This window comes from Lysobacter sp. K5869 (assembly GCF_018847975.1).
Lineage (GTDB): Bacteria > Pseudomonadota > Gammaproteobacteria > Xanthomonadales > Xanthomonadaceae > Lysobacter.
In genome coordinates, this window is sequence record NZ_CP072597.1 from 420,829 (window position 1) to 442,205 (window position 21,377).

The following is a 21,377-nucleotide window of genomic DNA, read 5'->3' on the forward strand; positions in this document are numbered from 1 at the left end:
GCGACGCCCGCGCGCGGACGCGAGCGATCCGCCGCGCGACGGAAGCCGCGCACGCATTCGCCCCGCTACACTGCGGAAGAACCTCGCCTCGACCGCACGATGACGCCCACACCGCCCGGCTCCGATCCCGCAACGCCGTCGCCGCCCGCCGCCGACGGCGTCGCCGCGCACGAACCGCAACCGGCGACGACGGCCGAGCCAACGCAAGCGCAGCCGACGACGGCCGCCGAACCGATGCAAACGCAGCCGGCCGCGACCGAACCGCCACGCCACGCCGACGCGCCGGCCGAACCGCCCGCGCCGCAAGACGGCTGGCAGCGCCTGCCCGCGCGCGCGATCCCGCTGTGCACGATCGACATCAGCCTGTCGCTGGCGGTGGTGTTCGCGATCGCCGCGGTGATCGTCGGCGTGCTCAGCCTGGGCCGCCACAGCGGACTCGCCAGCGGCCTCATCGGCGCGCTGTTCGGCGCCGGCATCGGCATGTGGATCGGCTTTCGCCGTTACCGCAACACCTTGTGGAAACTCGACGCGCACGGCTTCGCGGTGCGCCGCGGCGTGGCCTGGCAGCGCGAGACCACGGTGCCGCTGACCCGGGTCCAGCACCTCGACCTCAAGCACGGCCCGCTGCAGCGCATGCGCCGGTTGGCGACGCTGGTGGTGCACACCGCCGGCACTCGCCACAGTTCGGTGGCGATCGACCATCTCGACGCCGACGACGCCCAGCGCCTGCGCGAGCGCCTCGGCCGCCAGCTCGATCTCGAAGACGACGAGGCCCGATGAGCGCGCCCGCGCCCGTCGAGGACATCGCATCCGCCGCCGGCGAACCGGTCGCCGACCGCCGCCTGCATCCGATGTCGTGGCTGTTCGTGCTGGTGCAGAACCTCAAGCACTACATCCTGCCGCTGCTGGCCGTGATCTTCATCGGCGGCGGCGACCGCAACGAGTTGTGGTCGCTGATCAGCGTCGGCCTGCTGGTGCTGTTCTCGCTGTGGCAGTACTTCACCTATCGCTACGGCGTCGGCGGCAACGGGCTGGTGGTGCGCAGCGGGCTGCTCAACCGCAGCCTGCGGGTGATTCCGTTCGTGCGCATCCAGAACGTGGCCGTGCACCAGACCGTGCTGCACCGCCTGTTCGGCGTCGCCGAGGTGCGGATGGAATCGGCCGGCGGCAAAGAGCCCGAGGCGCAGATGCGCGTGCTCAAGCTGGCCGACGCGCTGGCGCTGGAAACCCTGGTGCGGCGTCGCGGCGCCGATCCCGCGCAGGCCGCGGAAGACCGCGCCGAAAGCCTGCTGCGGCTGACGCCCGCGGATGTATTGCGGTTGGGCCTGGTGTCCAACGGCGGCCTGGTGCTGGCCGGCGCGGGCCTCGCCACGGTGATGCAATATGGACCCGACGTCAGCCGCCGCCTGACCGAACGGACGCTGCGCGGCGGCGCGCATTGGCTGTTCGGCCGGGTCGAGGGCTATCACTTCGACACCACCGGCTACGCGCTGCTGGCCGTGGCCGGCATCCTCGCCGTCGCCGCCGCGCTCAAGGGCTTGTCGGTGGCGCTAGCGCTGCTGCGCTATTACGGCTTCGAACTGAGCGAACAAGGCCGCCGCCTCACCGCCGAGCGCGGCCTGCTCGCGCGCTGGCGCACCACGGTGCCGCGCCGGCGCATCCAGGCGTGGACGCTGGAAGAAGGCGTGCTGCACCGCTTGCTGCGTCGGCGCCGGCTGGCGGTGGACACGGTCGGCGCGGACGAACACGAGGAAGGCCGCGCGCTCAAGGAACTCGCGCCGATCGCCACGCCGGCGGTGTGCGACGGGCTGATCGCGCATCTGCTGCCGCACGCGCGCTGGGACGCGCTGCACTGGCGGCCGCTGCCGAAGGCGGTGTGGTGGCGCTTGTTCCTGCCCGATCTGCCGTGGACGCTGCTGGCGGCGTTCGTCGGTTACTGGCATCTGGGCGAATGGAGCCTGCTCGCGCTGCTGTGGCTGCCGTGGGCGGCGTTCAAGGCGCAGCGGCGCGCGCGGCGCATGGGCTATGCGATGGACGCCGAACTGGTCGCGGTGCGCGAAGGTTGGTGGCACCGCCACTGGCGCTTCGCCGAGTTCGACAAGCTGCAGGCCTTGCAGATCACCCGCTCGCCCCTGGACCGCCGCTGCGGGACGGCGACGCTGTGGCTGGACACCGCCGGCGCGGGCGCGCTCGCGGCGCCGCTGCGGATCCGGTTCTTGCCGGTGGACGATGCGCGGGCGCTGTACGAGCGGTTGGCGGCGTCGTTGGCGAAGCGGCCGTTGCGGTGGTGAGGGCGTCGCGGGGTTGATGCTTTCGCCGTGGGTGTTTTTCGCGGTCGCAGCTTACGCAGCTCCTACAGGGGCTTGGTGTAGGAGCTGCGTAAGCTGCGACCGCGACAATTCACCCGCGACGAAATCGGCCCAACCGAAAACCCCTCAGGCGCCCGGCCCCCAATACCCCAGTTCGCGCCGGATCTGCAGCCCGCGAAACCACGCCGACAGCGGCTTGCCGCGCAAGGCGCCGAGCTTGCCCGCGAGCAAATCCTCCGTCGCCGCGATCACCCGCTGCGAGGACAAACCGTCGCGATACGGATGGATCGCATCGGCGTACGCGTCGATCGCGGCCTGCAGCTGCGGCGTCGGCGCGAACGCCTGCGCCAGGCGCTGTTCGAGCTGCGCCGGATCGTCGAAATCGATCATGTGCGGCTTCGGCGCGCGATTGCGGAAGGTCACCACCGGCTTGCGCTGGACCACGAATTCGGACACCACCGAGGTCGTATCCGCCACCAACACATCGGCCGCGCGCTGCGCGGCGATCAGCGCTTCGGTCTCGACGAACGCGGCGTTCGGCCCGGCCAGCGAGCGGTAGCGCTCGAACAGCTCCGGCGCGCACTTGGGGTGCAAGGTCAGCAACCAATAGCGCCGCCCCTCGGCGACCTGCGCGGCGATGGCGTCGAACAGATGCGGCGCCGCGCTCAACCGCTCGGTGAAGGTGGAAGCGAACATCGCCACCGGCCGCGCGCCGGCCGGCGCGCGCAAGGCCGCGGAGGCGCCGTCGTCGTCGCGGAACAGCGGATCGAGCTTGGGCCAGCCGGTTTCGACCACGGCGAAGTGGCCGGCCTGCGCGGCCAGTTCGCGGAACGGCGCGGTGGTCGCCGGCCCTTGCGTGCAATACAGATCGAACAGGCCGCGCACGCGGAAATGGCCGCGCGCGTCGGCGCGCTTTTCCACGTTGAAGCCATGGAACAACTGCACCTTGGCCCCGGCCACGAACGGCGGCACCCAATTGGCCGCGCTGAACACCGCGCGCGGCTTCAGCGCCACCGCCGCGCGCAAGCCGGCGCGGCCGGATTCGAGCATGCGCACCGGCGCCGGCAGCGCCGAACCGGCGGCGCCGTCGGCGAACCAGGCGTGGGCGACGTGGCCGGCCTCGTGCAACGCCTGCGCCAGCGGCTGCAGGATCGGCAGCGCGTAGCGTTCGGTGGCGAAGAGCAGGTAGTCGGACATGGCGGCGGCGCGGAAGAGTCGAGAAACGAGTGTAGAGGAACGAGGAACGAGCGGATGCGTCCGCCAGCCGACTCGTTCCTCTCCACTCGTTCCTGCCCCAAGCGTTATGCTCGCGCCCAAGCCGCCCCCGCCGGACCGCCGCCATCGACCTGCCCCCGCCCCCGCCCGCGCCGACCGATCCCGCCGCCCGCCCGCGGCTGTCGGCCTGCATCATCGCGTTCAACGAAGCCGACCGGATCGGCGATTGCCTGGCCTCGCTGGCGTTCTGCGACGAGATCGTGGTGGTGGATTCGCAATCCACCGACGCCACCGTCGCCCTCGCCCAGGCCGCCGGCGCGCGCGTGCTGCAGCGGCGCTTCGACGGCTTCCGCAGCCAGAAGCAGTTCGCGATCGAGCAAGCCGCGCACGATTGGGTGCTGTGCCTGGACGCCGACGAACGCGTCGGCGACGAATTGCGCGCCGCGATCCTGGCCGCGCGTGAGCGCGGCTTCGGCGATGCCGCCGGTTACCGTTTCGCCCGCCTGTCCGAGTATTTCGGCCGCTTCCTGCGCCACGGCAACGCCTATCCCGACCGCGTGCTGCGCCTGTTCGACCGCCGCCGCGGCGGTTGGCGCGGCAAGCGCGAAGTGCACGAAGCCGCCAGCGTCGACGGCGCGGTCGTCACGTTGCGCGGCGATCTGATCCATTACCCGTACCGCTCGCTGCAACAGCAGCTGGCCAAAACCGAACGCTATGCGCGGATGATGGCCGAGCACGAGCACGCGCGCGGCAAGCGCGCGACCCTGGCCAAGCTGGTGCTGGCGCCGGCGTGGCGGTTCTGGCGCGGCTATCTGTTGCGCGGCGGCTTCCGCGACGGCTGGCACGGGCTGGTCTACGCCTATGTGCGCGCCAACTACGTGCGGCAGAAGACGATCATGCTGTGGATGCTCGGCAACGGTCAGCCGGTGACCACGCCCGAGCGCAAGGACGGCGGCGCGGACTGAGCGCCGCGGCTCACTGCGGGCCGCTTTCGCGTTCGATCAGGGCGAAGCCGTACAGCACGCCGACGGCGACGGCGTAGAACGAGGCGATCAGTTGGTGGGCGAACATCGACTGGGTCAGGCCGCAGGCGATGTAGGCCAGCACCAGCACCAGCCCCGCCAGCGCGCTGCTGCGCGCGCGGCCGGCGCTCAGCGCGCGCAAGCGGCGCGCGAACAACGCCAGCGGCACCAGATAGATCGCCAGGATCGCCAACAGCCCCGGCACGCCCATCGTCGCCGCCCATTCGAACGCGTCGCTGTGGGCGTGGCCGAGCTTGCAGAAGCCGACCCGCGGCGCCGGCGGCGCGCATTGCGGCGTCGCCATCACCACGGTCTCGAACCGGCCGACGCCGACGCCGGCCAGCGGATGCTCGGCGAAGGTGTCGCCGGCCAGTTCCAGCAAGGTCATGCGCGCGCCCAGCGAGGACTCGTAGTCGCCGCCGCGCTGAACCCGGTCCATGTCCGACACCAGCTCGGTCAGGCGGATCTGCTGCGCCAGCGGCGCGATCCAGTGGCTCGCCGCCACCATCAGCAGCAGCGCCGCCAACACCGCCCACGACAGCTTGCGCGCGCGTCCGCCGCTGACGATCAACGCCACCAGCAGCACGATCGCCAACGCCGGCCACACCCCGCGGCTGCCGCTGAGGATCACCGCGCCCACGCCGAGCGCGCAGGCCAGCGCGGTCCACAGCAATTCGCCCGGCGGACGCGCGAACACCGCCAGCACGATCAGCGCGATCAGCGCATCGGCGAACACGATCGCGTTGGCGGTCCAGCCCAAGGCGCGCTCGGTGCCGGTCGAGACCTGATACAGCGCCAGCACGAACGCGCCGGCCATGCCGAACAGCGCGCCGCGCCACAGCCAGCGCCGCGACGGCCGCCACGCGTAGATCAGCACGGCGAAGAACGGCGCCGCCAGCAGCCGCAGGCGGTTGTCGGCCTCGCGCCAGCGCACGTCGAAGTGGAATTTGGAGAACAGCACCACGACCGCCGCCAATACCGCCATCGCCAGCAGCCAGCGGTTCTCGCGCCCGACCTCGCGCCAGCCGCGCGCGAACGCCGACGGCGCCAGGGCGAAGGCGATCAGCGCCAGCGCGGCGAACGGCGTCAGCCCCCACGGCGTGGACAACAGCAGCGCGGGCAGCAGGAACAGGCCGGCCTGCAACAGGCGCAGCGCCAGCCGCTCGCGCGACGCGGCGGGGCCGGCGTCGGCCGGCGGAATCGACGGGGTGGAAGGCAATGCGGGCACTCTCGATCCCGTCAGTCGTACTCGTGATCGTCGTCGTTGAACGGCAACGCCGGCGCGGCCGGGCAGTCGACGCGCGCGGCGTACGGAATCAGCCACCACTCACGGCGGTTGGAGCGGCCGATCATCTCGGCCTTGGCGCGGTCCACGCAGTCCGGCACCGCCGGCGCCTGCACGAACAGCCAACGCTGCTGCGGCGCCTGCGCCTGCCAGGCCAGCCCCAGTTCGAGCTGCTTCTGCCAGCCCATCAGGAAGCCGAAGTTGGCGGTCTTGGACTGCGACATCAACAGGTTCTGTTCCTTCCACGCGACCAGACCGAGCTCGGCGTCGGGGCCGATGCGCTGCGCGGTGCGGGTCATCACCCCGCGCGCGGACGAGGAATCGTTGAGCACCGGCGTGATCAGCAGGCCGTACAGCACCCACACGCCGCACAGCGTCGCCACCATCGCCCGCGCCGGCCGGCGCCAGCCCGCCCACAGCAGGCAGGCCGCGCCCCAGGCGCCGATCGCGATCACCCCGGCGGCGAGCGCGCGGCCGTGGTCGGCGAAGCCGCGGTCGGCGATCAGCTTGGTCTCGAACTTGGGATCGCCGAACCACATCGACAGGCCGACGCCGAGCATGGCCAGGGTCAGCACCACGGTGAAGCCCAATGCGACCCGCCGCGGCCACGCCTTGCGCAGCAGGCCCGGCAGCAGCGGCGCGAACATCAGGCATGCCATCGGCAGCGCCGGCAGGATGTAGACGTCGCGCTTGCCGTGCGGGATCGAGAAAAACACGATCACCAGCAGCCACCACACCAGCGGCAGGAGGTAGCGCGGATCCAGCCGGCCCATGCGCCGGCCCCAGGCGCGCAGCGCCCACGGCAGCGCCAGCATCAGCGGCAGCCACATCGAGAACATCACGCCGAGGTGGTACCAGACCGGCTGCGGGTGGTCCCAGGATTTGGCGTAGCGGCCCGCGGTCTGGCGGAACAGGATGTCGTTGAGATACGCCTGATAGCTCGGATCGCCCGCCTGCGTGGCGACCAGCACCATCGGCACGACCCACAGCGAAATCGCGAACAAGAACGCCAGCGGCCCGAGCCAGAACCGCGCATCGCCGATGCCGGCGCGCACCGGCATGCGCACCCAGGCCAGCGCGCGCGCGCCGAAGCCCTGCGGCGCCATGCGCGCCTGCAGCGGCCGCAGCAGCGCGGCCAGCGCGAGCGGCAGCAACATCAGCAAGGCGATCGCGCCGACGCCCTTGGTGATCACGCCGATGCCGGCGGCGAACCAGCCCAGCGCCCACCAGCGCCACGCGGGGCCGGTCAGCAGATGGCGCAGCAGGCCGTAGTTGGCGAAGGTGATCCAGAACACCACCGACGGGTCGATCTGCGCCTTCTTGGCCTGATAGGCGAAGTGCAGCGTGGTCAGCAGCGCCCAGCCGGCGTAGTAGCCCACGCGCGGGGTCCACAGGCGGCGGCCGAGATCGACCACGCACCACAGCGTGCCCAGCGCGGCCAGCAGCGAGGGGATGAGGAACGCGACGCGCCAATTGCCGGTGACGAGGTAGGAGACCGCCTCGGTCCACATGAACAGCGGCGGCTTGTCCGAGTACAGCTCGACCCCGCGGTGCGGGAACAGCCACTGGCCGGTCTCGACCATCTGCTTGGCGACCAGGGCGAAACGCGGTTCGTCGGCGGGCCAGGGATCGCGCAGGCCGAGGCCGGCTCCGAGCACCAGCCAGGCCGCGACCCAGAACAGCCACGCGTGGCGGGACAAGGGGTTCTTGAACATGCGGGGAATGATACGCAGGCGAAAGTGACGGGTGGAGAGGGCGCACCGCACAACTGCGCCGCCGCTCACCTTCGGCTCATGCGGCGCCCGGCGCGGCGCCGCGTTCGGACCGCCCGCTCAGCCCGCGCGGCGCAGGCGGGCGTAGAAGAAGCCGTCGCCGCCGTCCTCGCCGGGCAGGCGCTGGCGGCCGACCTCGCGGTCGTGGCCGAAGGCCGGGCCGAGCGCCTCGACGCGGGCGTCGGCGGTGCGCGCGAGGAAGGCGCGCACCTGATCTTCGTTCTCGGCCTTGAGGATCGAGCAGGTGGCGTAGACCAACGCGCCGCCGGGCGCGAGGGTGCGCCACAGCGCGTCCAGCAGGCGCGCCTGCAGGACCGTAAGCGCGGCGATGTCGGATTCGCGTCGGTGCAGGACCACGTCGGGCTGGCGGCGGACGATGCCGGTGGCCGAGCACGGCGCGTCCAGCAGCACCGCGTCGAACGCGGCGCCGTCCCACCAGGCGTCGAGGTCGGCGGCGTCGGCCGCGCGCAGGCGCACGCGTTCGCCGTCGGCGTCGAAGCCGGCGCGCGCCAAGGTCGCGCGCACCCGCTGCAGGCGCGCGGCGTCCACGTCCAGGGCGGTCAGATGCAGCGACGCGTCGCGTTCGAGCAGGTGCGCGCTCTTGCCGCCGGGCGCGGCGCAGGCGTCGAGCGTGCGCGCGCCGGGCGCGGGCGCCAGCGCCTGCGCCACGCGCTGGGCGCTGGCGTCCTGCACCGACACCGCGCCCTGGGCGAAGCCCGGCAGTGCGGCGACCGCGTGCGGCTCGTCCAGGCGCAGCGCGTCGGCGAGGTCGTCCGGCGCGGCGGCGGCGATGCCGGCGTCGTGCAAACGCTGCAGGTAATCCTCGCGCGAGGCCTGGGCGCGATTGACCCGCAGCCACATCGGCGGCGCCAGCGCGCTTTGCGCGAGGATCGCGTCGTAGTGTTCGGGCCAGTCCTTGCGCAGCATCCCGCGCAGCCAGCTCGGCCAATGCGAGTGGCGCGGGTCGACCGCCGGCAGGCCGTCGCGCTGGGCGCGGCGCAGCAGCGCGTTGACCAGCCCGGCCTGATGCGCGCGGCCGAGCAGGCGCGCGGCCTGCACGGTGGCGTCGAGCGCGGCGTGGGCCGGCAACCGCAGCGGATCGAGCTGGGCCAGACCGGCCAGCAGCAGCGCGCGCAGTTCGCTGTCGCGCGGCGGCAGCAGGCGCGGCATCCATTCGGTCAAGGCCGCTTCCAGGCGCAAGGGCTGACGCAGCACGGCGAAGCAGATCGCTTCGACCAGGGCGCGGTCGCGCGAATCGGCCAGCGCCGGCAGCGCCGTGGCCAGTTCGGCCTTGAGCGAGCGGCCGCGGTGCAGCACCGCGTCGAGCGTGCGCGCGGCGATCGCGCGCACGCGCGCGCCTGGGTGGCCGTCGTCGGCGGGCAGCGCCGGCGCGGCCGTGTGTTCGTTGCGGACGCGCGCGGACGCAACGGCGCCGGGTTCGCGGCCCGGGCCGCGTGCGCCGGGCGGACGCGGCCGGGCGCCGGCGCGCGCGGCGCCCGGGCCTGCGGCGCCCTCGCGCCGGCGCTCACCGGCGGCGCGGCCTGCGCCGGCGGCGCGGGGGGCGTCGTCGCGCCGGCCGGGCGTACGCGCCGCGCTGCGCGGACCGTTGCCGCGTGCGCCTGGGCTGTGGCGGCTGTCGCTGCGTGCGCCGTCGCCACGTGCGTCATTGCCGCGCGGGCTCTCGCCACGCGGGCCATCGCTGCGCGGATTGCGCTCGCGACCTGCGCCAGCGCCGGCGCGCGCCGCTGCGCGCTCGCGACGCTCGCGCCGGGCCGCCGACGTGCGCAGCGGGTCCTGCTCGCCGCGGCGCCGCGGCGCGGCCGCGCGCTCGCCGTCCGCAGCGGCGGGTCGCTCGGGCGCGGCCGGCGGGTAGCGCGCGGCGTCCAGCGAATCCAGCTTGCGCAACCGTCCGGCGGTGGGGCGCGCATCGCCGTCGCGCGGCGCGTCGGGCTTCGGCGGTTCGCGGCGCTCGCTCATCTCAGCGCACCATCGCCAGATCGCGGCGTCCGTTCAAATAATCGGCGGCGGTGATCGCCTTGCCGCCGTCGCGCTGCAGCACGCGGATGCGCAGCGCGCCTTGGCCGCAGGCGATGTCGATGCCCTCGCGCCCGGCCAGCAGCACCGCGCCGGGCGCAGCGTTGTGTTCCAGCGGCAGCGCGGCGGCGCCGTGCACGCGCACGCGGTCGCCGGCGATCAGCGCATCGGCCATCGGCCAGGGATTGAACGCGCGCACCTTGTTGGCCAGCGCGGTCGCGGGCAAGTTCCAGTCCAAACGCGCTTCGGCCTTGTCGAGCTTGTGCGCGTAGGTCACGCCCTGCTCCGGCTGCGGATACGGCTGCGGCACCAGCCCCACCCGCAGCAAGCCCAAGCCATCGCGCAGCACCTGCGCGCCGATGTCGGCGAGGCGGTCGTGCAGCTGGCCGCCGGTTTCGCTGGCGCCGATCTCGGTGTCGTTGGCGAGCAGCACCGGCCCGGTGTCCAGACCCTTTTCCATGCGCATCAGACACACGCCGGTCTCGTCGTCGCCGGCCTCGATCGCGCGCTGGATCGGCGCGGCGCCGCGCCAGCGCGGCAGCAGCGAGGCGTGCAGGTTCCAGCAGCCGTGCACCGGGATGTCCAGCACCGACTGCGGCAGGATCAGCCCATAGGCGACCACGATCATCAGGTCCGGTTCCAACGCGCGCAGCGCCTTGCGCGAGACTGCCTGCTTGAAGTTCTCCGGCTGCAGCACCGGAATCCCGCGCAGCAGCGCCTCGCGCTTGACCGGCGACAGCGTCACCTCGCGCCCGCGCCCGGCCGGCCGGTCGGGCTGGGTGTAGACGGCCACGACCTCGTTGTACTGCGCGGCGGCGCGCAGGGCGGGAACGGCGAATTCGGGGGTGCCGGCGAAGACGATGCGCATGGTGGGGGGAGCAGGGGAATGGGGGGAGTGGGGAAACAGGGGAATGGCGGCGGCGCGGGAATCGCGGATCGACGGGACACGAGGTTACACAGGCGATGGAAGGAGCCGAAGGCCGAAACCGCCCCATTCCCTTCTTTCCCCGCTCCCCTCATGCCCTTGGCTGCAACGGAAACACAAAAAGGGAACAGGACAGACGCATCGCGCCCACACCCTGCTCCCTTCGTTCCCGCTTTCCGGCTCCGGCGGTTACGCCGACAACCGCTTCTGCTTGGCCAGCTTCTTGCGCACCATCTCGCGCTTGAGCGGCGAGAGGTAGTCAACGAACAGCTTGCCTTCCAGGTGGTCCATCTCGTGCTGCACGCACACCGCCAGCAGGCCGTCGGTGGTCAGCTCGAACGGCTGGCCGTCGCGGCCGACGGCGCGCACGGTGATCTGGTTGGCGCGGGTCACGTCGGCGAAGATGCCGGGCACCGACAGGCAGCCTTCTTGATAGACCTGCTCGCCGGCGCGTTCGACGATTTCGGGATTGATGAAGACCAGCGGCTGGTTCTTCTCTTCCGACACGTCGATCACCATGAAGCGCTGGTGCACGTCGACCTGGCTCGCGGCCAGGCCGATGCCCGGGCACTCGTACATGGTCTGGAACATGTCGTCGAGCAATTGCTGGAACGCGGGTTCGGTCACGCGCGCGGGGTCGACCGTCGCCGCCTTGGTGCGCAGTCGCGGGTCGGGGAATTCGAGGATGGGTAACAGGGCCATAGGGCACCTAAAATGGGGGCGTGGGTCACATACGCAAGTTTTCGTTGCATTGTACCCCCATTCCAGGCCGTCACGGACCGTGAATGCCTGATAGTGTTGCGCGACTTCTGGGCTATAGTCCGGGTGCCCGCATAGGGCAAACCTGGAAGGGGAATCAGGTAGATGGCCGCCATGTTTAAACCGATCCGCGCGGTTTTCGCCGCCGCGTTGCTGACTGTCGCCACTTACGCCATCGCGGCGGAATTGCGCGGCGACCACCCCTCGACCTACACGGTCAAGCGGGGCGACACCCTGTGGGACATTTCTGCGCGCTTCCTCAAGAAGCCGTGGCTGTGGCCGGAAATCTGGCAGGCCAACCCGCAGATCAAGAACCCGCATCTCATCTATCCCGGCGACGTCATCTCGCTGGCCTACCTGGACCGCGTGGCCCAGGCCCAGGTCCAGCCGGGTCCGCGCCAGGAGGCTCCGATCACCGGCGTGCCGCTGTCGGAGATCGAACCGTTCCTGAAGAACCTGCGCGTGGTCGACAAGTTCGAGGATCTGCCCTACGTGGTCGGCCTGGAAGAAGATCGCCTGCGCGTGACCCAGGGCCAGGTCGCCTACATCAAGGGCCTGCCGGAATCGAGCCCGGGCACCCGCTACGCCGTGGTCCGTCCGACCCAGCGCTACACCCGCCTGGACCGCGTGGCCTGCTGCGACATCATGCGCGCCGCCGATCTGGACTTCCGCGGCAAGCGCACGGTCGACTTCGAGGCCATCTGGACCGACGTGGTCGTGCCGGACAAGGGCCGCGAGCTGCTCGGCTACGAGCTGCTGCAGATCTCCACCGGCACCCTGAGCCGCGGCGCCGTCGGCGGCATGCAGGCCTCGACGCTCGTGATCGACGACACCGGCCGCGAAATCCGCGTCGGCGACCGCCTGATCCCGGTCGAAGCCCAGCCCTACGACCTGCAGTTCTTCCCGCATCCGCCCAAGGCGCAGTTCGACTACGGCCGCGCCCAGGTGCTGTCGGTGGCCGATCTGGTCAAGAACGGCGGTCCGCGCGACGTGATCGCGCTGTCGGTCGGCGCCCGCGACGGCATCGACAACGGCACCGTGTTCTCGACCTGGCGCGTGGGCAGCCGCGCGGTGGATCGGGTCAAGGTCGGCCCGGACCGCGACGAAACCACGGTCGGCAAGAACTCGCGCGTGCGCCTGCCGGACGAATTCGCCGGCCACGCGATGGTGTTCCGCACCTTCGACAAGGTCAGCTACGCGCTGGTCATGGACGCGGTGCGCCCGACCAAGGTCGGTTACGAGCTCAAGCATCCGGATTCCCCGTACTGAGTCCGCGACGCGGAGTTCTCCTACGGTTTCCAGCGACGGCGCCTTCGGGCGCCGTCGTCGTTTGCGGGCTAGGCTGGGGCATGCCCGATCGCGATGCTTCCGACCCGTCTTCCGATTCCCGCCCCGGCGCAGCCGGCGCGCGGGACGCCCATTTCGACGATGCGGCCGCGCGCGAAACCGGTTTCGATGCGCGCGCCGACCGGCCGCGGCGCGATCCGGCTCGCTGCGACCGCTCCCGCCTCGGACCGGCGCATTCCGACGCGGCTCGCCCCGACCCAGCGCCTCGCGGCGCGACCCGCTCCGGCGCCGCCATCGGCAACGAAACCGGCGCCCTCGCCCTGCTGCGCCTGCTCGCCGCCGGCGGCGCCAGCGCGGCCCGGCGCGCGCTGCTCGACGCTTGCGGCGGCGCCTCGGCGGCCCTGGCCGCGGGCGCGCCGGCGTGGGCGCGCGCGGAGCTGTCGGCGCAACAGATCGCCCGGCTGCGCGGGCCGGCCGATGAAGCGCTCTGGCGCTCGGCCGGCTGGTGCGCGGACGCCGACCGGCGCCTGCTCGACTGGCTCGCGCGGCCCGGCCGCCAGCTGATCGCCTGGAACGACCCGGACTACCCCGCGCTGCTGCGGCGCGCGCCGAATCCGCCGCTGGCGCTGTTCGTGGCCGGCGAACCCGGCCGGCTGTGGCATCCGTCGGTGGCCGTGGTCGGCAGCCGCTCGCCGACCCCGGCCGGCACCGCCAACGCCGCCGATTTCGCCCGCGCCCTGGCCCGCAGCGGGCTGGCGGTGACCAGCGGGCTCGCCGCCGGCATCGACGCGGCCGCGCACCGCGCCGCGCTGGAGGCCGGCGGGCTCACCGTCGCCGTACTCGGCACCGGGCCGGATCTGGCCTATCCGCGCCGCCACGCCGACCTGCTCGAACGCATCGCCGCCGAGGGCGTCGCGGTCAGCGAGTACCCGCCCGGCACCGAGGCCCGGCCCGCGCACTTTCCGGCGCGCAACCGCATCGTCGCCGGGCTCAGCCTCGGCGCCTTGGTGATCGAGGCGGCCGAGCGCTCCGGCGCGCTGATCACCGCGCGGCTGGCCGCCGAATGCGGGCGCGAGGTGTTCGCCGTGCCCGGCTCGATCCACAACCCGCTCGCGCGCGGCTGCCACCGGCTGATCCGCGAGGGCGCCGGGCTGGTGGAAAGCGCCGCCGAAGTGGCCGCCGCCCTGGCCCCGGTCGCGGCCGAACTGGCCGACGGCTTGCGTCGGCGCCTGGGCGCCCCCATTGACGGTGGCCACGCGGCGGTCATACAGGCCGGTCAGGATGATCCCAGTCCCGTCTCAGGAGACTCCGATCCGCCCGATTTCGCCGACCCGGACTACCAGTCCTTGTGGAATGCGCTGGGCTTCGACCCCACCGGTATGGATGAACTGGTCCACCGTACTGGATTGACGACCGCGGAACTGTCCTCCATGCTGCTGGTCATGGAGCTTGAGGGTCGCGTTTCGGCGCAGCACGGCCGTTACTTCCGCAACCGCTGAACTCGTATCGGTGTCGCCCACCGGCGGTTCACCCGGCCAATCAGCAAGTTCTGACCCACCGCGCCGCATGCGGCGCAGGCCGAGGGAAATGAAAGAGAGCATCCTGGACGTCCTGCTGTACCTGTTCGAGCACTACTTCACCGACGATGCGGACCTCGTCCGCGACCGCGATTCGCTCCGCAGCGGCCCCCTGTTCGAAGAACTGGGCCAGGCCGGTTTCAGCCCCGCCGAGATCAACAAAGCCATCGAATGGCTCGACGCCCTGGCCCAGCAGCGGCCCAGCGTCAGCCGTCCGCGCGCGGGCGGACCGACCCGGATCTACTTCGGACCGGAACTCGACAAGCTCGATGTCGAATGCCGCGGCTTCCTGCTGTTCCTGGAACAACACGGCATCCTCGACGCGGACCAGCGTGAACTCGTGCTCGACCGCGCGATGGCGCTGGATCAGGACGAACTGGACCTCGACGACCTCAAGTGGGTCGTGCTGATGGTGCTGTTCAACCAGCCCGGCTCCGAGGCGGCCTACGCCTGGATGGAAACCCAGATGTTCGAGGACGAACCCGAGCCGGTGCACTGAGCCGGCCCGACGGCGCCCGCGCGGCGCCGTCGTTGCGTTCGTTTACCGCCACGGCGTCGCCGTGCCGTGGCTTTCCCGTTCGGTCGGCGATGCCGTTGCGGGCGTCGCTCTCCGCGATCGACGGCAACGCGTCCAGCCGCGCGCCGCTGCGCCGGCCGCTCGTATCGCCTCGCCACGCGACGCACTCCCTTCGCCCGCTCGTCGCCGCCCGCGCGCCCATCCGTCGCCGCCGTCCAAACTTGCGTCGAACCCATGTAGCGTTTTGTGCGCTGCGTGGTAGTTTCATGCGGCTCGCGCATGCCGGGGTGGCTGCGCGATGCGCCATTGCGCAACGCTGACGCGCTATCGACGCAGCGGCGCTTTTCATGACAGGGACGCCCGCGGCCGCCGCAACGCCGGCCGCGGTTTTCGGGGGGACAACTGATGACGAACTGGTTCTATCACGATCCGTCGCAGGGCCGGGTCGGCCCGATCGACGCCGCGGCGATGCGCGAGCATTTCCACGCCGGCCGCATCCATCGCGACACCTTGGTGTGGCGCGAAGGTTTGCGCGAATGGCAGCCGCTGCAACGGCTGGAGAGCGAACTCGGCCTGGGCGCGACACCGCCGCCGCTGCCGCCGGGCATGGCCGCGGCAGCCGCCGCGACGACGCCGCAACCGGCCGCGACGCCCGCGCCCTCCGCGCAGGGACGCGCCGATTTCACCGCCGCGCTCGACGCCGCCGACACGCCGCGCGCGCAGCCGGCCGCGGCCGCGCCGTCGCCGCAGGAATCCGCCGCGCCCGCGGCGACGAACGCCTCCGCCACGGCGCCCGCGGCCGCGAATGCGGCGACCGACACGCTCAGCGTCTCCGCCGCGCCGTCCTCGTCGCAGACCCACGCCCACCGCAGCGTCAGCCCCGCCGACTACGCCCCGGCCCACGTCCGCCGCCAGGCCGCGCCGCCGCCCAAGCGCGGCCTGTCGGGCTGCGCGATCGCGCTGATCGTGCTCGCGGTGCTGGCGATTCCGATGCTTGGCATCCTCGCCGCGATCGCGCTGCCGGCGTACCAGGACTACACCCACCGGGCCAAGCTCACCAACGCGCTGTTCGCCGGCAACGACTACAAAATGCAGGTCGCGCAGTACTACGCCGCGCACGAAAGCTGCCCGACCAACGCCAGCGAAGGCTTCCATCCGGCCGCCGACTACGCCGGCCCGCAGGTCGCCTCGGTCGAATTCGGCCGCATCAAGGGCGGCGGCGAGTGCGCGATCCAGTTGGAACTGCGCGGCTTCAACCGCGAGCAGTTGGACGGGCACAAGGTCTGGCTGACCTTCGATCCGGCCACTTCGGCCTGGGCCTGCAGCTCCGACGTGGAACGCAAGGCGCTGTTGCCGCAGGTCTGCCGCGACTGACCCTCGCGCCTGCCCGCGCGGCCGCGCGCCGCGCGGGTCCGCTTCCGCGGGGCGTGCGCGCGGCGCAGGCGCGCGTTCGCTCGGCCGCGAGCGCGCGGAGGCCCGCGCGCATCCGCGGCGCGAAACCCGCTTCGCGCCACGCGCGCATCGCGCCCTACGCCGCCGCATCCCACCCCCGCGGCGCCTCGCCGCGCCAATCGCCATGATCGGCCTGCGCCGCGATGGCATCATGGCCGCCGATCGAGACCAGGAAACGGACGCCGCGATGGCCCAGTGGTACTACAGCGACGAAGAGCGCAACCGGCACGGGCCGCTGGAACCGGCGCAAATGACCGCGCTGCACGAGCGCGGCGAGCTCGGCCCCGACACCCTGGTCTGGCGCGACGGCCTGAGCCTGTGGCGCCCGTGGCGCGAACTCGCCGGCGAGCTGATCGCCGCGCCCGGCTTCGCGCCCGCCGCCGATCCCGCCCAGGCCGAGCGGGCCAGCGCCGAGCGCACCGCCGCGGCCGTCACCGCCGCGCTGGCCCAGGCCGAAACCGGCGCGGCCTTGTCCGGCGCGCGTGCGGCCTCCACGCCTATCGCGACCGGCGCGGGCACGACCGCCGCGCAGTCCGCCGAAGGCGCCGCCGCCCCGCACTCGCCCTACAGCGCCCCGCGCGCCGAAGTCGCCGAAAACAGCGAGGTCGTGCACGGCGCGGACGTGGTCCCGGCCGGCTTCTGGCGCCGCGCCGCCGCCTACCTGATCGACTCGACCCTGGTCGGCATGGCGTATTACGCCATCTTCACCACGCTGTTCCTGCTGGTATTCGTGGTCGGACTGGTCGGCGACGGCACGAAATGGCTGGAAAACGCCACTGCGATGACCGCGCTGATGATGGTCGTGAGCTACGGCCTGTACGGCATCGTCAGCGTCGCCTACTACGCCGGCCTGGAGTCGTCCTCGATGCAGGCGACCCTGGGCAAGCTCGCGGTCGGGATCAAGGCGGTCGGCGCCGACGGCGAGCGCCTCAGCCGCGGCCGCGCGCTGGCCCGCTGGGCCTCGTCCTTCGTCAGCTACGCCACCTTCGGGGTCGGCTACCTGATGGTCGCCTTCACCGACCGCAAGCGCGGCCTGCACGATCTGGTCGCGCGCACCCAGGTGGTCGACCGCTGGGCCTACACCGCCCGCTCCGACCTGCAGCGGCGCGACCTCGGGCCGGTGACCTGGGTGGTGCTGATCCTCGGCGGCGTGGTCTGGATCGGCGCGATCGGCTTCGTCGGCGCCGCCCTCGCCCTGGGCATGCGCTGAGCGTGGCCGGGCCGCGGTCACAGCCGTCTCAAGCTGAACGGGGCACACTTCGTCACGTGCCCTTGAGGCAATTCGATGCCACTTTATGGCGCCCGGCCGGGCCCCGGCCGGATCGTCCAGCTTGACAGCCGCGCCCGCCTCATGATTCCACTAGAAAAAGGAAACCTGAACGCCCGCGGCCGAACGTCGCGGGCGTCGCCTTCTTAAACCCCCTTGCCGCGCCGGCTCCGGCCCGCGCCGCCGCCCCCAAACGAGAACGAGCAGTCGAGCAGCGCCCCGCCCCGGGCCCTGCGGAGTCCCCATGGCGAAGAACCTCCTCATCGTCGAGTCGCCCGCCAAGGCCAAGACGATCAACAAGTACCTCGGCAAGGACTTCACCGTCCTGGCCTCCTACGGCCACGTCCGCGATCTGGTGCCGAAGGAAGGCGCGGTCGATCCGGACAACCACTTCGCGATGGAATACGCGGTCATCGAGAAGAACGAGAAACACGTCGATGCCATCGCCAAGGCGGCGCGCGGCGCCGACAATCTGTTCCTGGCGACCGACCCGGACCGCGAAGGCGAGGCGATCAGCTGGCACATCGGCGAGATCCTGCGCGAGCGCGGTTTGCTCGAAGGCAAGCCGCTGCAGCGCGTGGTGTTCACCGAGATCACCCCGCGCGCGATCAAGGAAGCGATGAACCAGCCGCGCGAAATCGCCGCGCCCCTGGTCGACGCGCAGCAGGCGCGCCGCGCGCTCGACTATCTGGTCGGCTTCAACCTGTCGCCGGTGCTGTGGCGCAAGGTCCAGCGCGGTCTGTCCGCCGGCCGCGTGCAGTCGCCGGCGCTGCGCATGATCGTCGAGCGCGAGGAAGAGATCGAAGCCTTCGTCGCCCGCGAGTACTGGACCATCGAGGCCGAGTGCGCGCATCCGCAGCAGGCCTTCACCGCGCGCTTGCTCAAGCTCGACGGCAAGAAGTTCGAGCAGTTCACCATCACCGACGGCGACACCGCCGAGGACGCGCGCAAGCGCCTGGTCAAGGCCGCCAACGGCGCCCTGCACGTCACCGACGTGACCAGCAAGGAACGCAAGCGCCGCCCGGCGCCGCCGTTCACCACCTCGACCCTGCAGCAGGAAGCCTCGCGCAAGCTCGGCTTCACCACCTCGCGCACCATGCGCGTGGCGCAGAAGCTGTACGAAGGCGTGGCGCTGGGCGACGAGGGCACGGTCGGCCTCATCAGCTATATGCGTACCGACTCGGTGAATCTGTCGCAGGAAGCGGTGGCGGAAATCCGCGACGTGATCGCCCGCGATTACGGCACCAAGGCGCTGCCCGACAAGCCCAACACCTACCAGACCAAGTCGAAGAACGCGCAGGAAGCGCACGAAGCGATCCGCCCGACCGCCGCGCTGCGCACGCCGGCGCAGATGGCGCGCTTCCTCGACGACGACGCGCGCCGCCTGTACGAACTGATCTGGAAGCGCGCGGTGGCCTGCCAGATGGTGCCGGCCACGCTCAACACCGTCAGCGTCGATCTCGCCGCCGGCGCCGACCACAGCTTCCGCGCCTCGGGCACCACCGTGGTCGATCCGGGCTTCCTCGCCGTGTACGAGGAAGGCAAGGACGCCAAGGCCGCCGAGGACGAGGACGAAGGCCGCAAGCTGCCGGCGATGAAGACCGGCGACCGCATTCCGCTGGATCAGATCCACGCCGACCAACACTTCACCGAGCCGCCGCCGCGTTATTCGGAAGCCTCGCTGGTGAAGGCGCTCGAGGAATACGGCATCGGCCGTCCCTCGACCTACGCCTCGATCATCCAGACCTTGCTGTTCCGCAAGTACGTCGAACTCGACAGCCGCCGCTTCCGTCCGACCGACGTCGGCCGCGCGGTGTCGAAGTTCCTGTCCGGCCACTTCACCCGCTACGTCGATTACGACTTCACCGCCAAGCTCGAGGACGAGCTCGACGCGGTCTCGCGCGGCGAAGAGGAGTGGGTGCCGCTGATGGAGCGGTTCTGGGAACCGTTCAAGAAGCTGGTGGAAGAGAAGAAGGAATCGGTCGACCGCAGCGAGGCCACCGGCGCGCGCGAGCTGGGCACCGATCCCAAGAGCGGCAAGCCGGTCAGCGTGCGCCTGGGCCGTTACGGGCCGTACGCGCAGATCGGCACCGCCGAGGACGAGGAGAAGCCGACCTTCGCTTCGCTGCGTCCGGGCCAGAGCATGCACACGATCTCGCTGGAAGAGTCGCTGGAGCTGTTCAAGCTGCCGCGCAAGCTCGGCCAGCACAACGGCGAGGAAGTCAGCGTCGGCATCGGCCGTTTCGGCCCGTTCGCCAAGCTCGGCAGCACCTACGCGTCGCTGAAGAAGGAAGACGACCCGTACACGATCGATCTGGCGCGCGCGGTGTTCCTGATCGAAGAGAAGGAAGAGATCGCGCGCAACCGCATCATCAAGCAGTTCGACGGCAGCGACATCCAGGTGCTCAACGGCCGTTTCGGTCCGTACATCAGCGACGGCAAGCTCAACGGCCGCATCCCCAAGGACCGCGAACCGGCTTCGCTGACCTTCGAGGAAGTGACCAAGCTGCTGGAGGAAACCGGCAAGCCGGTGCGCGGGCGTTTCGGCAAGAAGACGGCGGCCAAGAAGGAACCGGCGGCGAAGAAGGCCGCGACCAAGAAGGCGATCAAGAGCGCGGAGGGCGATGCGCCCGCCAAGAAGGCCGTCGCGAAGAAGGCGCCGGCGAAGAAGGCGGCTAAGAAGGTCGTCAAGAAGGCTGCGGCGAAGACGACGGCGGGTAAGAGCGCGACCAAGACCGTGGCTAAGAAGGCGGTCAAGAAGGTGGCGAAGAAAACCGCGGCGAAGTGATCGCGGCGGGTAGCGGCGCGGTAAGTCGCGTCGTTGCCGGAGCATGAAAGCGAGCGTCCTTGGGCGCTCGCTTTTTTTGTTTTCGGGTCGCCTCTGCTGTTGCTGCGGCTGTTGCTGCGGCTGTTGCTGCGGCTGTTGCTGCGGCTGTTGCTCCCGCACTGGCTCTTGACCGGACGCAACCTCACCCGAGGCCCACGTTCCGCAGCCCCGGAGGGCGCGCGCATGGATGCGCGCGTGCGCCGTAGGGGCATGGATGCCCCTTACGGCGCAGCCCCGCGCCCGGTGCTGGACCTAGTGGCTCTTGATTCGAAAACAGGGAAAGCGCCTTTCTTTGGTTACTTTCTTTGGCAAGACAAAGAAAGTAACTCGGCCGCTTGCGGACGAAAGCTCTTAGCGTTTGATCTTCGCTTGTCGTCGCGCGCTCTTGCGAGAGAAAGCGGAAGCAACATCAAAATGGATTCCGGCTTTCGCCGGAATGACGGCGTGTGAGCTGCGCTTCTCGCACGTGGTGGAACACCCTCACTCCCGTCATTCCGGCGAAAGCCGGAACCCATTTTGACTTTGCTGAGAGCTCGCTCTCAGCGCAACAACGAGTGAGGACAAGCTCCAATCCAAAGCGTTCCGTCCGCAAGCGGCCGGGTCACTTTCTTTGTCTTGCCAAAGAAAGTAACCAAAGAAAGGCGCTTTCCTTGTTTTCGAATCAAGAGCCACTAGGTCCAGCACCGGGCGCGGGGCCGCGCCATAAGGGTCATCCTCCCATGGCGCGCGTGCGCATCCATGCGCACGCCCTTCGGGGCTGTGGGGCGTGGGCTTCGGTTGGACATACGTCAAAGCGAAGAGCAACATCAGCGGCAACAGCAACAGCAACAGCAACAGCAACAGCAACGGTTGTTGCTGTCGTGTTGATGGGCAACGCTCGCCGTCGTCGCGTTGCCGCGGTCGCAGCTTGCGCAGCTCCTACAGTCGGATACGAAACTTGCCGGAGACCCTGTAGGAGCTGCGCAAGCTGCGACCGCGAAACCACAACTAGGCCGAAAGCCTCACCGCCGCCGCGATCGCGCAATCGCGCCTCACGCCGCTCCCGCAAACATCCATCACCACCGCGCACCCCATCGACATCGCCCCAACCGCCAGCGACCCATCGCCGCACCCCGCCCCGCCATCCGTG

General features: G+C 71.0%; 17 protein-coding genes. 11 read left to right on the forward strand and 6 right to left on the reverse strand.

Features of this window, described 5'->3' with window-relative positions:
* The first annotated feature begins 99 nt into the window (after positions 1 to 99).
* Together J5226_RS01815 and J5226_RS01820 are read left to right on the forward strand one after the other, a co-directional pair.
* Complete coding sequence (locus tag J5226_RS01815) at positions 100 to 780, forward strand: PH domain-containing protein (RefSeq protein WP_255322965.1); 681 nt, start codon at positions 100 to 102, stop codon at positions 778 to 780.
* Positions 777 to 2,291: a PH domain-containing protein gene (locus J5226_RS01820; RefSeq protein WP_215838163.1), complete on the forward strand. Its 1,515-nt coding sequence runs from the start codon at positions 777 to 779 to the stop codon at positions 2,289 to 2,291. The genes J5226_RS01815 and J5226_RS01820 overlap by 4 nt, the downstream gene beginning before the upstream one ends.
* A gap of 144 nt (positions 2,292 to 2,435) precedes the next feature.
* On the opposite strand, the gene J5226_RS01825 is transcribed toward J5226_RS01820, so the two are convergent.
* On the reverse strand, positions 2,436 to 3,506 hold the full coding sequence (locus tag J5226_RS01825; RefSeq protein WP_215838164.1) for a CDP-glycerol glycerophosphotransferase family protein: 1,071 nt from the start codon (positions 3,504 to 3,506) through the stop codon (positions 2,436 to 2,438).
* 149 nt (positions 3,507 to 3,655) lie between these two features.
* On the opposite strand from J5226_RS01825, the gene J5226_RS01830 reads away from it, so the two are divergent.
* Complete coding sequence (locus J5226_RS01830) at positions 3,656 to 4,489, forward strand: glycosyltransferase family 2 protein (RefSeq protein WP_215840295.1); 834 nt, start codon at positions 3,656 to 3,658, stop codon at positions 4,487 to 4,489.
* A gap of 10 nt (positions 4,490 to 4,499) precedes the next feature.
* Here the strand turns inward: J5226_RS01830 and J5226_RS01835 are convergent, their stop codons facing one another.
* The 3 genes from J5226_RS01835 to rsmB all read right to left on the reverse strand — a co-directional run bounded on the left by J5226_RS01835 (position 4,500) and on the right by rsmB (position 8,953).
* Positions 4,500 to 5,774, reverse strand: coding sequence for an O-antigen ligase (locus J5226_RS01835; protein ID WP_215838165.1), 1,275 nt, complete (start codon positions 5,772 to 5,774; stop codon positions 4,500 to 4,502).
* Positions 5,775 to 5,785: 11 nt separating this feature from the next.
* Entirely contained in the window at positions 5,786 to 7,546 is a 1,761-nt protein-coding gene (locus J5226_RS01840) for a glycosyltransferase family 39 protein (RefSeq protein ID WP_215838166.1), read from the reverse strand.
* Between the two features lie 117 nt (positions 7,547 to 7,663).
* The gene (rsmB, locus tag J5226_RS01845) at positions 7,664 to 8,953 is read right to left on the reverse strand and encodes a 16S rRNA (cytosine(967)-C(5))-methyltransferase RsmB (RefSeq protein WP_345778194.1); all 1,290 of its coding nucleotides are present in this window, start codon (positions 8,951 to 8,953) and stop codon (positions 7,664 to 7,666) included.
* Here rsmB and J5226_RS25280 point away from each other — a divergent pair.
* The gene (locus J5226_RS25280) at positions 8,912 to 9,634 is read left to right on the forward strand and encodes a hypothetical protein (RefSeq protein WP_255323145.1); all 723 of its coding nucleotides are present in this window, start codon (positions 8,912 to 8,914) and stop codon (positions 9,632 to 9,634) included. The two genes, rsmB and J5226_RS25280, sit on opposite strands and share 42 nt — an antisense overlap.
* On the opposite strand, the gene fmt is transcribed toward J5226_RS25280, so the two are convergent.
* Positions 9,582 to 10,505 (reverse strand): methionyl-tRNA formyltransferase, encoded by a 924-nt coding sequence (fmt, locus tag J5226_RS01850; protein ID WP_215838168.1) that lies wholly within the window; start codon positions 10,503 to 10,505, stop codon positions 9,582 to 9,584. The two genes, J5226_RS25280 and fmt, sit on opposite strands and share 53 nt — an antisense overlap.
* A gap of 246 nt (positions 10,506 to 10,751) precedes the next feature.
* Complete coding sequence (def, locus tag J5226_RS01855) at positions 10,752 to 11,264, reverse strand: peptide deformylase (RefSeq protein ID WP_096381593.1); 513 nt, start codon at positions 11,262 to 11,264, stop codon at positions 10,752 to 10,754.
* A gap of 171 nt (positions 11,265 to 11,435) precedes the next feature.
* On the opposite strand from def, the gene J5226_RS01860 reads away from it, so the two are divergent.
* The 7 genes from J5226_RS01860 (at position 11,436) to J5226_RS01890 (ending at position 20,698) form a co-directional block, all read left to right on the forward strand.
* Positions 11,436 to 12,590, forward strand: a complete 1,155-nt coding sequence (locus J5226_RS01860; protein WP_215838169.1) for a LysM domain-containing protein — start codon at positions 11,436 to 11,438, stop codon at positions 12,588 to 12,590.
* Between the two features lie 80 nt (positions 12,591 to 12,670).
* A complete protein-coding gene (gene dprA, locus J5226_RS01865) occupies positions 12,671 to 14,107 on the forward strand; it encodes a DNA-processing protein DprA (RefSeq protein ID WP_215838170.1) in 1,437 nt (478 codons plus the stop codon).
* Between the two features lie 88 nt (positions 14,108 to 14,195).
* A complete protein-coding gene (locus J5226_RS01870) occupies positions 14,196 to 14,684 on the forward strand; it encodes a DUF494 family protein (protein WP_215838171.1) in 489 nt (162 codons plus the stop codon).
* Positions 14,685 to 15,107: 423 nt separating this feature from the next.
* Positions 15,108 to 16,076, forward strand: a complete 969-nt coding sequence (locus J5226_RS01875) for a GYF domain-containing protein (RefSeq protein WP_215838172.1) — start codon at positions 15,108 to 15,110, stop codon at positions 16,074 to 16,076.
* A 229-nt stretch (positions 16,077 to 16,305) separates the two neighbouring features.
* The gene (locus tag J5226_RS01880; RefSeq protein ID WP_215838173.1) at positions 16,306 to 17,364 is read left to right on the forward strand and encodes an RDD family protein; all 1,059 of its coding nucleotides are present in this window, start codon (positions 16,306 to 16,308) and stop codon (positions 17,362 to 17,364) included.
* 301 nt (positions 17,365 to 17,665) lie between these two features.
* Positions 17,666 to 20,209, forward strand: a complete 2,544-nt coding sequence (locus J5226_RS01885; protein WP_215838174.1) for a DNA topoisomerase I — start codon at positions 17,666 to 17,668, stop codon at positions 20,207 to 20,209.
* Positions 20,210 to 20,242: 33 nt separating this feature from the next.
* Entirely contained in the window at positions 20,243 to 20,698 is a 456-nt protein-coding gene (locus J5226_RS01890) for a hypothetical protein (RefSeq protein WP_215838175.1), read from the forward strand.
* The last annotated feature ends 679 nt before the right edge of the window (positions 20,699 to 21,377 follow it).

Bases quoted from the DNA above. Each gene is read 5' to 3' on its own strand.
- J5226_RS01870 (WP_215838171.1), top strand. From the start codon at position 14,196: ATGAAAGAGAGCATCCTGGACGTCCTGCTGTACCTGTTCGAGCACTAC.
- J5226_RS01875 (WP_215838172.1), top strand. From the start codon at position 15,108: ATGACGAACTGGTTCTATCACGATCCGTCGCAGGGCCGGGTCGGCCCG.
- J5226_RS01860 (WP_215838169.1), top strand. From the start codon at position 11,436: ATGTTTAAACCGATCCGCGCGGTTTTCGCCGCCGCGTTGCTGACTGTC.
- fmt (WP_215838168.1), bottom strand. From the start codon at position 10,505: ATGCGCATCGTCTTCGCCGGCACCCCCGAATTCGCCGTTCCCGCCCTG.
- def (WP_096381593.1), bottom strand. From the start codon at position 11,264: ATGGCCCTGTTACCCATCCTCGAATTCCCCGACCCGCGACTGCGCACC.
- J5226_RS01885 (WP_215838174.1), top strand. From the start codon at position 17,666: ATGGCGAAGAACCTCCTCATCGTCGAGTCGCCCGCCAAGGCCAAGACG.
- J5226_RS01815 (WP_255322965.1), top strand. From the start codon at position 100: ATGACGCCCACACCGCCCGGCTCCGATCCCGCAACGCCGTCGCCGCCC.
- J5226_RS01840 (WP_215838166.1), bottom strand. From the start codon at position 7,546: ATGTTCAAGAACCCCTTGTCCCGCCACGCGTGGCTGTTCTGGGTCGCG.
- dprA (WP_215838170.1), top strand. From the start codon at position 12,671: ATGCCCGATCGCGATGCTTCCGACCCGTCTTCCGATTCCCGCCCCGGC.
- J5226_RS01820 (WP_215838163.1), top strand. From the start codon at position 777: ATGAGCGCGCCCGCGCCCGTCGAGGACATCGCATCCGCCGCCGGCGAA.
- J5226_RS01880 (WP_215838173.1), top strand. From the start codon at position 16,306: ATGGCCGCCGATCGAGACCAGGAAACGGACGCCGCGATGGCCCAGTGG.
- J5226_RS01825 (WP_215838164.1), bottom strand. From the start codon at position 3,506: ATGTCCGACTACCTGCTCTTCGCCACCGAACGCTACGCGCTGCCGATC.